The 14,301-nt window shown below is 72.3% G+C and carries 10 protein-coding genes and 2 pseudogenes; 8 read left to right on the top strand and 4 right to left on the bottom strand.

Features of this window, described 5'->3' with window-relative positions; all coding sequences use genetic code 11:
* Window positions 1–107: 107 nt before the first annotated feature.
* Window positions 108–620 (top strand): annotated as a pseudogene (locus ABD369_RS41065) (DoxX family protein); the annotation flags it as partial.
* A 48-nt stretch (window positions 621–668) separates the two neighbouring features.
* Window positions 669–1,139 carry a QcrA and Rieske domain-containing protein gene (locus ABD369_RS41060; protein ID WP_425557539.1) on the top strand — a complete coding sequence of 157 codons (471 nt, stop codon included), beginning with the start codon at window positions 669–671 and terminating at the stop codon, window positions 1,137–1,139.
* Window positions 1,140–1,229: 90 nt separating this feature from the next.
* Here ABD369_RS41060 and ABD369_RS03860 read toward each other — a convergent pair whose 3' ends face one another.
* Both ABD369_RS03860 and ABD369_RS03855 read right to left on the bottom strand, forming a co-directional pair.
* Entirely contained in the window at window positions 1,230–1,424 is a 195-nt protein-coding gene (locus ABD369_RS03860) for a hypothetical protein (protein ID WP_344634767.1), read from the bottom strand.
* Window positions 1,421–3,079, bottom strand: a complete 1,659-nt coding sequence (locus tag ABD369_RS03855) for a PspC domain-containing protein (protein WP_344634766.1) — start codon at window positions 3,077–3,079, stop codon at window positions 1,421–1,423. The genes ABD369_RS03860 and ABD369_RS03855 overlap by 4 nt, the downstream gene beginning before the upstream one ends.
* A 135-nt stretch (window positions 3,080–3,214) precedes the next feature.
* Between ABD369_RS03855 and ABD369_RS03850 the strand changes: the two genes are divergently transcribed.
* Window positions 3,215–4,663: a PspC domain-containing protein gene (locus ABD369_RS03850; RefSeq protein ID WP_425557530.1), complete on the top strand. Its 1,449-nt coding sequence runs from the start codon at window positions 3,215–3,217 to the stop codon at window positions 4,661–4,663.
* Window positions 4,656–5,333, top strand: a complete 678-nt coding sequence (locus tag ABD369_RS03845) for a LuxR C-terminal-related transcriptional regulator (protein ID WP_344634765.1) — start codon at window positions 4,656–4,658, stop codon at window positions 5,331–5,333. Before ABD369_RS03850 ends, ABD369_RS03845 begins: the two co-directional genes overlap by 8 nt.
* A 72-nt stretch (window positions 5,334–5,405) precedes the next feature.
* Here ABD369_RS03845 and ABD369_RS03840 read toward each other — a convergent pair whose 3' ends face one another.
* Window positions 5,406–6,704 (bottom strand): acyltransferase family protein, encoded by a 1,299-nt coding sequence (locus ABD369_RS03840; RefSeq protein WP_344634764.1) that lies wholly within the window; start codon window positions 6,702–6,704, stop codon window positions 5,406–5,408.
* A 210-nt stretch (window positions 6,705–6,914) separates the two neighbouring features.
* Between ABD369_RS03840 and ABD369_RS03835 the strand changes: the two genes are divergently transcribed.
* From ABD369_RS03835 to pcrA, 3 genes are all read left to right on the top strand, one after another.
* Window positions 6,915–8,177, top strand: coding sequence for a glycosyltransferase family 39 protein (locus ABD369_RS03835; protein ID WP_344634763.1), 1,263 nt, complete (start codon window positions 6,915–6,917; stop codon window positions 8,175–8,177).
* Between the two features lie 48 nt (window positions 8,178–8,225).
* A complete protein-coding gene (locus ABD369_RS03830; protein WP_344634762.1) occupies window positions 8,226–9,731 on the top strand; it encodes a glycosyltransferase family 39 protein in 1,506 nt (501 codons plus the stop codon).
* Between the two features lie 244 nt (window positions 9,732–9,975).
* On the top strand, window positions 9,976–12,669 hold the full coding sequence (gene pcrA / locus ABD369_RS03825; protein WP_344634761.1) for a DNA helicase PcrA: 2,694 nt from the start codon (window positions 9,976–9,978) through the stop codon (window positions 12,667–12,669).
* Window positions 12,670–12,783: 114 nt separating this feature from the next.
* Here pcrA and ABD369_RS03820 read toward each other — a convergent pair whose 3' ends face one another.
* Entirely contained in the window at window positions 12,784–13,584 is an 801-nt protein-coding gene (locus tag ABD369_RS03820) for an esterase/lipase family protein (RefSeq protein ID WP_344634760.1), read from the bottom strand.
* 150 nt (window positions 13,585–13,734) lie between these two features.
* On the opposite strand from ABD369_RS03820, the pseudogene ABD369_RS03815 reads away from it, so the two are divergent.
* Window positions 13,735–14,301, top strand: a pseudogene (locus ABD369_RS03815) (IS5 family transposase); the annotation flags it as partial.

Raw genomic sequence — 14,301 nt, 5'->3', positions numbered from 1 at the left:
GGCGCGGCCGTCTGCTGTGCAGACGGTACCCGGGAAAGCCGTGCGAAACAGGGCAGAATCGGACCGGACCTGTCAGCAGTTGACAGGCGGTGAACAAAGGGGTCGGCATGACGGCGGCGAACGACGGAGCAGAAAGGCCGGGCAGAGCCGAGCTGGTGGCCAGGCTGCGAGCAGAGGCCGCCGGGTACGCCCTGCTGCCGTTGCGGATCTTCCTCGGGGCCACCTTCGTCTACGCGTCCATCGACAAGCTCTCCGACCCGCACTACCTGGCGGGCTCCGGCGACCCGGCCTCCTTCTACTCCCAGACCCAGGTGGTGAAGGCGTCCAGCCCGATCGGTTTCCTGCTCGGCCCCGCCCTGCACGCGCCGGCCTTCTTCTCGCTGCTCGTCGCCTTCGGCGAACTGGCGGTCGGGCTCGGCACGCTCTTCGGGCTCTGGGGCCGGCTGGCCGCGCTCGGCGGCGCGGCGATCAGCTTCGTCCTCTGTCTGACCGTCAGCTGGAACGTCACTCCGTACTACCTCGGCAACGACCTCGCCTACCTGGCGGCCTGGACCCCGCTGCTGCTGGCCGGCACGCCGTACCTCTCGATCGACGGCTATCTGCAGCGGCGGGCCGAACGGGACCGGCAGCGCGGGCTGGTCGAGGGGCAGGTCAACCGGCGTTCGCTGATGGACGGCGGGATCGCCGCCGTCGCGCTCGGCGGGGCCGGGCTGCTCGCCGGGTCGCTGACGGCCACCTTCGGGCGACCGAAGAAGGCGGCCACCGGGCCCTCGACGGCGCCGTCCGGGTCCGCCGCCCCGTCCCGGGGGGCCACCGCGGCAGGCGGCCAGAAGCCCTCGGTGGCCGTCTCGGCCGTGCCGGTCGGGGGCTCTGCGCAGGTCGCGGACCCCGCCAGCGGTGACGCCGTCTACATCGTGCAGCCCAAGACCGGGCAGTACTGCGGCCTCTCCGCGATCTGCACCCACTCCGGCTGCACGGTGAACGCCCCGAAGGGCGGGCAGCTGTACTGCCCCTGCCACGGCTCGCGTTTCGACGCGGCGACCGGCGCGGTGGTCAACGGGCCGGCGACCAAGCCACTGCCCAGGTACACCGTCACCAGGAACGGCGACCGGCTCGACCTCGGCCCCCTGCAGAGCTGAGCCGTACGGGCGTCCCGCTCCCCACCGGCCGCCGGGCCGTAGCGAAGCCGATGGAACGGCTCGGCGCGCGGCCGCTTCCAGGCCGGCCCGTCAGCGGTTGCGGCGGGACATCGCGGTGACCGCACTGGCCAGGCCGGCCACACCGAGGACGATGAAGGTCACCGGGATGACGATCCGTCCGTTGACCGAGCGGTCGCCGAGCGAGGCCACCAGGTAGAGCACCGCGATCACGGTGAAGAGTGCGCCCGCGATCAGCGAGAACGGGTCGAGTCGGTGCTTCCTCATGCCTGCTCCACCTGGATGTCGCCGATTCCGAGCTTCACGGTCAGATCCACCGTCCCCCTGGACTTCTGGCCGTTGGTCGGGTGGATCACGAAGTCGCGGTTGTTGCCGATCCCGGAGTCGGCCTCGCTGTTCGGGGTCTGGATGTTGCCGATGCCGTTGCGCACCGTCAGGTGCACCTCCACGTCGGACGGCACGGTCACCTCGAGGTCGCCCCCGCCCATCCGGATCGTGGTGCTGAGCGTGCCGCCCGCCGGGTCGACCCCGCTCAGGTCGAGCTGGGCGTTGCCGGCGGCGAGCGCGTAGCCGCTCTGCAGCTCGGACGCCGAGGCCGGCGCCCAGACCCGGTCGCCGAAGGACGATTCGAGGGTGGCCCTGGAGCCGGAGAGCCCGGTCAGCAGGACGGTGAGCGCCAGCGCCGGGACGAGCAGCCCGCGGGCCCGGCCGAACTTCGCCGCGACCAGCATCGACACCCCGAGGCCCAGCAGCGCCGCCGCCAGCACGGTGGAGACCCGCGCCCGGCTGCCGTCGGCGTACGGGATCGCCCAGACCAGCGCACCCGCGCCGATCGCGAGCAGCAGCCCCAGCGGGCCGGCGAAGGAGCGGTGCCGCCGCGGCCTGGCCACCGCGGCCGCGCCGCCCGCCGGACCGGCCGCCGTGCCGGACTTGCGCAGCGGATCGCCCTCCGGCAGATCGGTGCGCTGCCACCAGGCCTGCGCCGGCGCGCCGAGCGGCCGGGCCGCCCCCGGCGGGAGCGTGTGCGCCAGGTACGGGTTGCGCTCCGGGTGGCGCGGGTCCCACAGGTAGCCGGACGGGCCGTGCGGCGGGGTGTCCGCGGGCTTCGTGTCCGCGGCGCGCGCCTGGGCGGGCTGCTCCTGCGCCGGCCGGCCGCTCTCGTCCGCGGCTGCGTCCTTCGCCCCCGCGGCTGCGTCCTTCGCCTCCCCGGCCGGTCCGCTCTCCTTGGAGAGGTCGACCCGCGCCCGGCCGTCCCAGTCGTCCATGCGCCTGTCGAACTCCGCCTTGCGCGCGTCCCAGGTCGCCCGGTAGCCGTCCCAGGTCGCCCGGTAGGCGTCCCAGTCGCCCTTGTGCTGGTCCCACCCGGCCTTGACGTCCTGGGCGACCCGCTGCCCCCACCGGGACCAGTCGAGCGGCCCGTCCTGGTCCACCAGCCGGTCGTACGGGCCGCCGGGGCGGTCGGCGCCCTGGCCCCTGGCACGCCGGCGGCGCTCCGGGTCGTGGCGGACCGCCAGGAAGATCAGGCCGGCCAGCAGCAGGAACGGGAACATCTGCCCGGAGTCGTCCATGGAGGAGAAGAACACCCCGGTGCCGATCACCGTCAGCAGCACCGCGCCGACCGACTGCCCGTCCACCCGTCCGGTCAGGACCCGCTGCAGCTCGGTCTGGCCCGCCTTGCCGTCGACCGGCTCCTTCGGGACGACCAGCCAGGCCAGCCCGTACAGGAAGAGCCCGAGCCCGCCGGAGAGGCAGAGCACCGCGATGACCACTCGGAAGACCACCGGGTCGATGTCCAGGTGCCGACCGAGACCACCGCACACGCCGGCCACCACGCGGTGGCTGTCGCTGCGGGTCAGCGGAGGCCGCTGATCCGGTCGGGGGGCGGCGGGGTCCTCCGCCGCTGTGGTCTGCTCGTCCGTCATGGACACCATCCTCCCGTCCGAAGCGGCCGGGCCCAACCGCCGGCGGCCCGGGACCGACCCTGATCTCCCCCTGAGAAGCAGCTCAGGGGCGTACCCTGATGCGCTCGGACGTGCAAACGTGTGACCATCGGTGACGTGGCAGCACCCGGCACCGACCCCAAGCCCCTCGTTCCTGACAGCCCGTCGGCGACGGGGCCCGACCCGACCGCGCACGACCCGCGGCGCCCGCCCTTCCGCAAGCTGTACCGCAGCCCGAACGGGCGGATGCTCGGCGGCGTCGCCCACGGGCTCGCGGTGCACCTCGGAGTGCCGGTCACCTGGGTCAGGGCCGCGTTCATCCTGCTCTTCTTCACCGAGGGCATAGGCGGGCTGCTGTACGCGGCGTTCTGGTTCGTGGTGCCGATCGGCATCGGCGAGCCCGCGCGCGGCGGCACCCAGTGGGTCTACCTGGGCGGCACCTTCGTCCCCGCCGACGGCGGCTACGGCGAACTGCGCAAGGGCGGGGAGGGCCGGCTCGGCCGGCTGCGCGAGCTGCTCCAGCGCACCTTCCACGGCGAGCCCGCCGGAGACGACGGCGCACCGCCCGAGGCGGCCACGCTCTCCCCGGGGAGCACCAGGGGCGGCCTCGGGCAGCTGTTCGCCCTGCTGCTGCTGGTGGTCGGCATCATGGCGCTGCTCAGCGCCCTGCACATCCAGACCGCCAAGCCGTACGTCTGGCCGCTGCTCACCGTCGGCGTCGGCGTCGCGCTGGTCTGGCGGCAGGCCGACGACTCGCGCTGGCAGCGCTGGTTCGGCCTGGAGGGCACCAAGCGCCGCGCCGCGTACACCCGGGTCGGCACGGGTGTGCTGCTGGTGGTGGCCGGCATCGTCGGCTTCCTGGTCCTGCAGAACAGCAGCTCCACCCTGGCCGCGGTGATCGAGGCTTCGGTCGCCGTGCTGGCCGGTGTGTTGGTGCTGGTCGGCCCGTACGTGCTGCGGATGTGGCAGGACCTCGGCGCCGAGCGGACCGCGCGCATCCGGGCCCAGGAGCGCGCCGAGATCGCCGCCCACATCCATGACTCCGTGCTGCACGCCCTCACCCTCATCCAGCGCCGCGCGGAGGACCCCAAGGAGGTGCTGCGCCTCGCCCGGGCCCAGGAGCGCGAGCTGCGGCTGTGGCTATACCGCCCGGAGGCCGCCGCCGAGGCCGCGCCCGACACCCTGGCCGAGCGGATCCGCGAGGTGGTCGCCGAGGTCGAGGACCGGCACGGTGTCGCGGTGGAGCTGGTCTGCGTCGGCGACTGCCCGATGGACGAGCGGATCGCGGCGCAGATGCAGGCCGCGAGGGAGGCGATGGTCAACGCGGCCAAGTACGGTGGCGGGGGACCGGTCCAGGTGTACGCAGAGGTGGAGGGGAGGACGGTGTCGGTGTTCGTCCGCGACCACGGCCCCGGCTTCGACCCGGACACCGTGCCCGAGGACCGGATGGGCGTACGGGAGTCGATCATCGGCCGGATGAAGCGCAACGGGGGCACCGCTCGGGTGCGGCCGGCGCCGGACGGCGGTACCGAGGTCGAGCTGGAGATGGAGAGGGTTCATGACTGACGCTGCACCGGAGCGGGTGGCGAGGGTCGTCCTGGTGGACGACCACCGGATGTTCCGCACGGGGGTCCGGGCGGAGATCGGCCGGACCGAGCTGACCGGCATCGACGTGGTCGGCGAGGCCGACGACGTGGAGTCGGCGGTCCAGGTCGTCGCCGAGCAGCGGCCGGACGTGGTGCTGCTGGACGTCCACCTGCCCGGCGGCGGCGGGGTGGAGGTGCTGCGGCGCTCGGCCCCGCTGATGGGGGAGTCGGGTGGAGTGCGCTTCCTGGCGCTGTCGGTCTCGGACGCCGCCGAGGACGTGATCGGCGTGATCCGCGGCGGTGCGCGCGGGTACGTCACCAAGACCATCACCGGCACCGACCTGGTGAACGCGATCTTCCGGATCGCCGACGGCGACGCGGTGTTCTCGCCGCGCCTGGCCGGCTTCGTGCTGGACGCCTTCGCAGCCACCGACACCCCGCCGGTGGACGAGGACCTCGACCGGCTCACCCAGCGCGAGCGCGAGGTGCTGCGGCTGATCGCGCGCGGCTACGCGTACAAGGAGATCGCCAAGCAGCTGTTCATCTCGGTCAAGACGGTGGAGAGCCATGTCTCGGCGGTGCTGCGCAAGCTCCAGCTGAGCAACCGTCACGAGTTGACCCGCTGGGCCACCGCCCGCCGCCTGGTCTGACCACCGCGAGCAGCGGCGGAGCCCGGACGCGCGGGTGCGCGTCCGGGCACCGGCCGGTCCCGGCCCCGGTGGTCAGGTCCCGGACCGGGCCGAGGGGGCGTTCAGGGACTTCAACAGGCGGCGGCCCAGGTTCTGGCCGGGGAGCTCGACCAGGCGGTACGTCAGGTGGCTGAGCGCCAGGACGGCCGCCAGGAAGACCAGCGCGGGGCCGAACCTGCCCGGGCCGTGGTGCGGGAAGGCGTCATCGGGCAACAGCCAGTGGACCGCCTGCAGGACCGGGAGGTGGACCACGTACACCGAGTAGCTGATCGCGCCGAGCCAGGTCAGTACCCGGGGGAAGCTGCGGTTCCGCAGCAGCATGCCGAGGCCGAAGGTGGCCCAGGCGGCGGCGTAGGGGAGCGAGAACCCCACCCAACTGGTGGTCCAGGTCCGGTAGACGGCGTCGCCGTGGTTGTACAGGTAGCCGACCAGGACGCCGCAGAGCAGGACGGAGCCGCAGCACGCCAGACCCCACCGGCGGGATATCCGGCCGCGTTCGATGCGGTGGATCACGGTGCCGGCGAACATCGTCGCCAGGATCGTCATCGACTCGAAGAACGTCGACCTGGCGTTGAGGAACAGCAGCACCGCGCCGAGTGCGCCCAGTACCAGCGACCCGATCCGGACCAGGGTGTCCCGCCCGGTGAGGACGCAGACCAGGCCCGCCACCATGACCACGGCGGTGGCGGCGACCGTGTTCCGGGTCGAGCCGTCGTCGGTCGTGATCATCGCGGGTGAGACCGTGCCGCCCAGCAGCAGGGCGAGCGCGGCGAAGCCCACGGCGATCGGGGCGCTGAGCCGGTGCCGGTTCTGGACGAAGAGCGCGCCGACGAAGAAGTAGAAGACCATCTCGTAGCAGAGCGTCCACATCGCGCCCAGCGCGCTCGGCACGTTCAGCATCTCGTGCAGCAGCAGGCCGTTGGCGACGGCGAAGCGGACCGGGGTCTGGTGGGCGGCGTCGGGCACGGCGGAGTGGGCACGCGGCAGGATCAGCAGTGCGGCCGTGACGACCACGACGAGCAGCGGGTAGATCCGGAAGATCCGGCCGATCCAGAAGCCCCGGACATCGCCCCGCCGTTCCAGAGAAGCGGGAACAATGTATCCGCTGACCAGGAAGAACAACATGACGGCGTATATACCGAGATCGAACTCCCGGTTAATTGTTCCCCCGTACGGGATCAGGTGGATCAGCCCGAAATGGTGGATGGCGACCAGCAGCGCCGCCACTCCTCTGAGCGCATCCAACCAGCCCATGCGCAGGGCGGGTTGGGCCGGAGGGGGCCTGCCGGTGCCGTCAGCCGCGCTGGCATGCTGCTGTTCGATTACAGTCACGACTCGCAGGCTAGTCCATGCATACCGCGTAGGTGCACCATTGCCCGTACCCACACCGCCGGGCATAATCCTGCACCGCCGGGGGGTGAAGGGCTGATTTCTCCCAGGGTCATAATGGGTGCGCGCGGCCGTGTATACGGGCCGATTCGGAGTGCGCCGCGCACCGGCACGACCGCCGCCCGCCCGTATCGGCCCGAACGACGGAGCATGATGTCAGACACCTCGGTCGACGGCGGGACGCGCGCCCCGGCGGCGGTGCCCGCGCCACGTGCGCGGCGCCCGGCGGCGCGGAGCCCCCGCCGCCGTGGACCGCTGAACCGGCTGCTCGCTTCGGCGCGTTACGCGGCACCCGCCCTGCTCGGCTATGCGGCGGTGCGTGCGGTGGGGCTGGTGCTGCTGGCGCTGTGGGACCTCAAGCACGGCACCCACAGCCTGCACCGGCTGAGCACGATGTGGGACGCGTACTGGTACCAGGACATCGCGGTGCACGGCTACGCGGGCTCCAAGCCGGTGCCCGGGCCGAACGGCCCGTACCAGGCGTACGCGTTCTTCCCGGTCTACCCGGCGCTGATCAAGCTGGTCTGGTCGCTGCTGCCGCTGCCGGTCAACTACGCGGCGCTGCTGGTGGCCTGGGTCGGGGCACTGGCCGCGGCCTGGGGGATCTTCGCGGTGGCGGCCCGGTTGTACGGGCGGCGGACGGGCGTGATCGCCGCGGCCCTGTGGGGGGTGACCCCGTACGCCGTGGTGGAGAGCATGGCGTACTCCGAGCTGGTGTTCACCGCCTTCGCCGCCTGGGCCATGTACGCGGCGGTGACGCACCGCTGGATCTGGGCCGGGACGCTGAGCACCCTGGCAGGGCTGTCCAGGCCGACCGGTGTGGCGGTGGCGGTGGCGGTCGGCCTAGGGGCGTTCGGCGCCCTGGTGGTGCGCTGGTGGCGCCGCCGCGACCGGAAGACCAAGGCCCCCGCATGGTGGCGGCCGGTGCTCGGGGCCGCGATCGCACCGCTCGGCTTCGCGGGCTACATCGGCTGGGTCGGTCTGCAGAAGGGCAGCTGGGACGGGTACTTCAAGGTCCAGGAGGCCTGGGAGTCCCAGTTCGACTTCGGCCGCTCCACCTACAAGGTGCTGCGGGCCATGCTGATGAACGCCGAGCCGGTCTGGCTGACGGACGCGATGGTGGCGGGGACGCTGGCGGCGTCGGTGCTGCTCTTCGCGGTCTGCGTGCTGCAGCGCCAGCCGCTGACCCTGCTGGTGTTCAGCGGGATGATGCTGCTGCTGGCGCTCGGTGACGCGGCGTACTTCAACTCCCGCGCCCGCTTTCTGATCCCGGCCTTCGCCCTGCTGCTGCCGCTGGCCGCGGGGCTGGCCAGGCTTCGGACGAAGGGGGCGGCGGCGGCCGTGCTCGCCTTCGCCGCGCTCTGCTCCGCCTCGTACGGCGGTTATGTCGTCTTCGTGTACACCAACTCGCCCTGATGCTGGGCGATTGCCGGTTCTTGAGGTCACGTTGAAGGGGAGTCTGTGATGACCGCGAGCGCTACGGCCGCCGTACCGATAGCCCGGCGGGCGTCCGACCAGACGTCGGACGCCCGCACTGCGTCCATCGGACGCCTCCGGTGGCTCTGGCCGGCCCTGCTGATGCTGGCGATCGGGGGCTACGGCAGCTGGCGCCCGGTGCTGTGGCGCGACGAACTGGTCAGCTGGAACGCCGCCCATCGGACCGGCGGCGAGCTGTTCGACCTGCTCAGACACGTCGACGCGGTCACCGGCCTCTACTACCTGATGATGCACTACTGGGTGGCCCTGTTCGGCGACTCGCTGGTGGTGCTGCGGCTGCCCACGGTGCTGGCGATGTCCGGCGCGGCGGCGTTCGTCACGTTGACCGGCGAGCGGCTGTTCGGACGACGGGCCGGGCTGGCGGCCGGGTGCCTGTTCGCGCTGGTGCCGTCCATCTCCCGGTACGCCCAGGAGATGCGCGGCTACGCCTTCGTGGTGCTCGCGGTGGCGGCAGCGACCTGGCTGCTGCTGCGCGCGCTGGAGCAGTCCCGGCCGCTGCGCTGGGCGGCGTACGGCTGTGCGGTGACGGCCGCCGGGTTCTTCCACATGATCTCGCTGGTCTTCCTGGCCGCGCACGGGATCGTGGTGCTCGGCCGCTGGTGGCAGCAGCGGCGCCACCCCTTGCTGGTCGGCTTCGCGCTCTCGGCGGGGGTCGCGCTGCTGCCGGTGGTCCCGCTCGCGCTGCTCGGCCACCGGCAGGTGGGACGCCAGCTGAACTGGCTGACCGCGCCGACCCTCCAGTACGTCTTCGACACCTTCTGGCACATGCTGTTCGGCTCGGCCGCGGTGAGCCTGGTGGTGCTGGTGCTCGCGGTGCTGCCGCTGGCCTGGCCCGCCGGGCGGCGGTTCGCCGTCGAGATCGGGCTGATGGCGGCGCTGCCGATCGTGTTGGTCTGGTTGATGTCGCAGGGACCGACCGCGTACTTCCTGGACCGCTACCTGCTCTTCACCGTGCCCGCCTGGTGCGTCCTGGCCGGGGCCGGGCTGACCGCGCTGCGGCCGCGCTGGCTGCCGCCGCTGGGGCTGGTGCTGGTGCTGCTCCTCGGAGCGTACGACCAGCGCGCCATCCGCCGGGAGTTCGCGCATGACGGCCTGGACACCAAGGCGGCCGCCGCCGTGATCGCCAAGGGCTACCGGCCCGGGGACGGCATCGTGGCGCTGCGCGGCAGCCAGGCCGCGTACCTCAACCTGGACAGCGCGATGAGCTACTACCTGCCGCACTCGGTGCAGTTGAAGGACGTGCTGGTGGAGCGCAGCGCGCAGGCCATCGGCGACATCTACCCGCAGCTGTGCGCGGATCCCGTCGCCTGCATCGGCGACACGCGCCGGGTGTGGGTGCTGACCCCCGGCTCCTCGGTGGACAAGCCGCTGGACCAGTACGAGAAGCCGCAGGCCACGGCGCTGGACCGGCTGTTCCCGAAGCGGACCTCGACGCAGGTGCGGGGACTGGTCGTCACGCTCTTCGAGCGGTGAACCCCCGGGCCGGTGGCTCTCCAGGCGTAGGGCTTGCCGAGCTGGGTCCGGGCGAAGGCGATCGCGGCGGCGGCCCGCCCGGAGGCAGGCAGCGGCGCGCCGCCGGGCCCCGGGCCGTCGCCGGCCCGTTCCGCGGGTGAATGCCGAACGGAGCGGGCGTGGCAACCGTCGCGAACCGGCCGGGCGGTGGAGCTATGGGATCGCCCCCGGGGTTGTCGGCGCCGGGCCATAGACTCGAAGGGCCATGACTAGCCTCTTTGACGACCTCCCGCTCCCCGGTTTCGAGGCTCCTGCCGCCGGGTCGAAGCCGACCGCCGCCGATGAGCCGCCGTACGGCACCGACGAGCCGTACGAGCCCTACGAGCCGTCCGACGGGGCTCCGTACGAGGAGGTCCCCTACGAGGAGGCCCCCTACGAGGAGGAGCTTCCGGACGGGCTGTTCCAGACCGACTACGCCGCCGCCACCGAGCGCGACGCCTGGCACCGCAACGGCGCCGCCCGCACCGTGGTCGACCCGGCGCAGCTGCTGGAGGGCATGAACGACCCGCAGCGCGAGGCCGTGCTGCACGCCGGTTCCCCGCTGCTGATCGTGGCCGGTGCGGGCTCGGGCAAGACCCGGGTGCTGACCCACCGGATCGCGCACCTGCTGGCCGCGCGCGGGGCGCAGCCGGGCGAGATCCTGGCGATCACCTTCACCAACAAGGCGGCCGGCGAGATGCGCGAGCGCGTCGAGGCACTGGTCGGCCCGCGCGCCCGGGCGATGTGGGTCTCCACCTTCCACAGCGCCTGTGTACGGATCCTGCGCCGTGAGTCCAAGCTGCTCGGCTTCACCTCCAGCTTCTCCATCTACGACTCGGCGGACTCGCAGCGGCTGATGTCGCTGGTCTGCCGCGACCTGGACCTGGACCCGAAGCAGTTCCCGCCGAAGTCCTTCACCGCGAAGATCAGCAATCTCAAGAACGAGCTGATCGACGAGGAGGCCTACGCCGGGCAGGCCGCCAACCCGATGGAGCGGAAGCTGGCCGAGGCATACACCCTCTACCAGCGGCGCCTGCGCGAGGCCAATGCGCTGGACTTCGACGACATCATCATGACCACGGTGAACCTGCTCCAGGCGTTCCCCGACGTCGCCGAGCACTACCGGCGCCGGTTCCGACACATCCTGGTCGACGAGTACCAGGACACCAACCACGCCCAGTACATGCTGGTGCGCGAGCTCAGCGGCGGCTCGGTGGCGGCCGCCCCCAAGCGCACCGTGGACGGCGACTGGGTCAACGAGGCCGCCGGACGCCTCGCCGAGGTGCCGCCCGCCGAGCTCTGCGTGGTCGGTGACGCGGACCAGTCGATCTACGCCTTCCGCGGCGCGACGATCCGCAACATCCTCCAGTTCGAGGAGGACTACCCCAACGCCACCACCATCCTGCTGGAGCAGAACTACCGCTCCACCCAGACCATCCTCACCGCCGCCAACGCCGTCATCGAGCGCAACACCAACCGCCGCAAGAAGAACCTGTGGACGGCCGGCGAGAACGGCGAGAAGGTGGTCGGCTACGTCGCCGACGACGAGCACGGCGAGGCCCAGTTCATCGCCGACGAGATCGACCGGCTCACCGACGCCGGGGACGCCAGGCCGGGCGACGTGGCGATCTTCTACCGCACCAACGCGCAGTCCCGTGTCTTCGAAGAGGTGTTCATCCGGGTCGGCCTGCCGTACAAGGTGGTCGGCGGCGTGCGCTTCTACGAGCGCAAGGAGGTCCGGGACGTCCTTGCCTACCTGCGGGTGCTGGCCAACCCCGAGGACACCGTGCCGCTGCGCCGGATCCTCAACGTGCCCAAGCGCGGCATCGGCGAGCGCGCCGAGGCCATGATCGACGCGCTTGCCGCACGCGAGCGGATCAGCTTCGCCCAGGCGCTGCTGCGGGTGGACGAGGCGTACGGGATGGCCGCGCGCTCGGCCAACGCGGTGAAGAAGTTCAACGCGCTGATGGCCGGGCTGCGCCAGGTCGTCGAGTCGGGCGCCGGTCCGGCCGCCGTGCTGGAGGCGGTCCTGGAGGAGACGGGCTACCTGGCCGAACTCCAGTCCTCCACCGACCCGCAGGACGAAACCCGGGTGGAGAACCTCCAGGAGCTCGCCTCGGTCGCGCTGGAGTACGAGCAGGACCCGGGCGAGCGGCCCGACGCCGAGGAGGAGGGCACACCGCCGGTCGGCTCGCTCGCCGACTTCCTGGAGCGGGTGGCACTGGTCGCCGACTCCGATCAGATCCCGGACGAGGACGTGGAGGGCACGGGCGTCATCACGATGATGACCCTGCACACCGCCAAGGGCCTGGAGTTCCCGGTGGTCTTCCTGACCGGCATGGAGGACGGGATCTTCCCGCACATGCGTGCGCTCAACCAGGTCAAGGAGCTGGAGGAGGAGCGCCGCCTGGCGTACGTCGGACTGACCCGCGCCCGCCAGCGCCTCTACCTCACACGGTCGGTGCTGCGCAGTGCCTGGGGCCAGCCCTCGTACAACCCGGCCTCCCGCTTCCTGGAGGAGATCCCGGAGACGCTGGTGGAGTGGAAGCGTACGGGTGCGGCGTCGGCCTCGCGCGGCTTCTCGTCCTCCTCCGCGCGCTCGTCCTCCTCCTCGCGCCCGGCCTCCTCCTCGCGGTCCTCGTACGGTTCCTCGTCGTACGGGTCCTCCTCTTCGTCGTCGTCCTCGGCCCCGCGTACGGCGGCCGGACCGAAGGCGGGCTGGGGGCAGTCGGCCCGGCGGGTGGTCGAGCGCGAGGTGGTCTCGCTGGCGGTCGGCGACCGGGTCACCCACGACAGCTTCGGCCTGGGCACCGTGGTGGCCACCCAGGGCGTGGGCGACAAGGCGCAGGCGACGATCGACTTCGGTGCCTCCGGGCGGAAGCAACTGCTGCTCCGGTACGCGCCGGTGGACAAGCTCTGACTGCCGCCCCGGGAGCAGCGGTGATCCGTTGGCCGGCGGCCTGCTGTCGGCCGTCGGCTTGGTGTGGTGGGACGTGCGGCCGGGCGGCGTGAGTAGTCGGGCGGAGCGCGCGGTTCACGAGGCGCGCCGCTCGGCCCTCGGCTCCGCCGCTTCCGCCCGCCTTCGCTCCGCCGCCTCCAGCGCGCGCCGCACCGACTCGACCGTGCGGGGGTGCGAGGGCAGGCCGATGTGCCCGGCGCCTGCGACGAGTTGGTTGTCGGCGGTCAGGTCCGGGTGGTGCAGCCAGGCGTGCGGGCCGGGCAGGACCAGTTCGTCGAACTCGCCCCGGACGGCGGTGAAGTGGGTACGGCACCCGGGCGCGGGCAGCCGCAGCTCGGCCATCAGGGGGCTGTTCGGGCGCAGTTGGCGGGTGATCGGGAACGGGGTCGGGAGGAGCGCGGCGGTGGTTCCCTCGTGCGGGGTGGCCAGGGTGACCAGGGTGTCCACCAGCTCGTCCCCGCCCAAGCGTTGGACGTAGTAGCGGGCGATCACCCCGCCCAGGCTGTGCCCGATCAGCGCGACCGGAGCGCCACCGTGCGCCTGGCTGGCCCACTCCACGTGACGGGCCAGGAGGATGGCGGCAGCCCGTACGTCCCTGGTCAGCGGGCTGTGGTTGAGGGCGTGCAGATGCGTCCAGCCGTGACCGCCCAGCGTGCGGCGGAGCGGGGCGAAGACCGCGCGGTTGTCGATGAAGCCGTGCAGCAGCAGGACCGGACCGTGGTGCGCGGGAGCCGCCGCGTACCGGGCCGGGCACGGGCGCGGCTGGTGCTCGGGCGGGACGCCGGTCGGATAGCGCAGCAGGTGGCCGGCGAGGGCGGCGGCCTCCGCGCCCGCGCCACGGACGGTGACGGCGGTCCGCTGGAACGGAATGCTCATTCGGCCCTCCCCGGCAGGGCGGCGCGGGTTTCCCCGGGCCGGTCGGCGCCGGGGCAGGCGGTGCTCACATGCTGCTCGCCCGCAGGGGCGCTGCCCGCACACTCGGTGCTAGGCAGTGTCCTGGCGATCAGTTGAGTCGTTGATACGACTATGGGGTGTAGGAGTGATCTGACGGATGCCCAGTGGGAGCGCCTGGCGCCGCTTCTACCGGTGAGCAATGGGCGTTGTGGCAGGTGGCGGGATCATCGCCAGGTCGTGAACGGGGTGCTGTACCGGATACGCACGGGCGTGCAGTGGCGTGATCTGCCGGAGCGGTACGGGCCGTGGAAGACCGTGCATGAACGGCATCGTCGCTGGTCGGCGGACGGGACGTGGGAGATGCTCCTGCGGCGGATCCAGGCCGAGGCGGACGCGGCCGGCGAGATCGACTGGGACGTCTCGGTCGACTCGACGTCCGTGCGCGCGCACCACCACGCCGCCGGCGCCCGGCAGGCTCCGCCGCCCGCCTTTAAAGGGGGCTCTGCCCAGGCGGTCAAAGTCGCTCGGGTTCGGGCGGAACTGATCGACCGGCTGGCGGAGGTGGTGCGGGAGGTGAGGCGCTCGGCCGCTCGCGGGGCGGGTTCACTACCAAGATCCATCTGAGTGCGGACGGCCGCTGCCGGGTGCTCTCGCTGGTCATCACGCCCGGGCAGTGCGCCGACTGCACCCAGTTCGAGC

It is taken from the genome of Kitasatospora cystarginea, from assembly GCF_039533515.1.
In the GTDB taxonomy this organism is placed as follows: Bacteria; Actinomycetota; Actinomycetes; order Streptomycetales; family Streptomycetaceae; genus Kitasatospora; species Kitasatospora cystarginea.
Note: the sequence above shows the minus strand (reverse complement) of the source record. Positions and strands in the feature narration are given on the sequence as shown.

Bases quoted from the DNA above. Each gene is read 5' to 3' on its own strand.
- ABD369_RS41060 (WP_425557539.1), top strand. From the start codon at position 669: ATGGACGGCGGGATCGCCGCCGTCGCGCTCGGCGGGGCCGGGCTGCTC.
- ABD369_RS03860 (WP_344634767.1), bottom strand. From the start codon at position 1,424: ATGAGGAAGCACCGACTCGACCCGTTCTCGCTGATCGCGGGCGCACTC.
- ABD369_RS03855 (WP_344634766.1), bottom strand. From the start codon at position 3,079: ATGACGGACGAGCAGACCACAGCGGCGGAGGACCCCGCCGCCCCCCGA.
- ABD369_RS03845 (WP_344634765.1), top strand. From the start codon at position 4,656: ATGACTGACGCTGCACCGGAGCGGGTGGCGAGGGTCGTCCTGGTGGAC.
- ABD369_RS03835 (WP_344634763.1), top strand. From the start codon at position 6,915: ATGTCAGACACCTCGGTCGACGGCGGGACGCGCGCCCCGGCGGCGGTG.
- ABD369_RS03830 (WP_344634762.1), top strand. From the start codon at position 8,226: ATGACCGCGAGCGCTACGGCCGCCGTACCGATAGCCCGGCGGGCGTCC.
- pcrA (WP_344634761.1), top strand. From the start codon at position 9,976: ATGACTAGCCTCTTTGACGACCTCCCGCTCCCCGGTTTCGAGGCTCCT.
- ABD369_RS03820 (WP_344634760.1), bottom strand. From the start codon at position 13,584: ATGAGCATTCCGTTCCAGCGGACCGCCGTCACCGTCCGTGGCGCGGGC.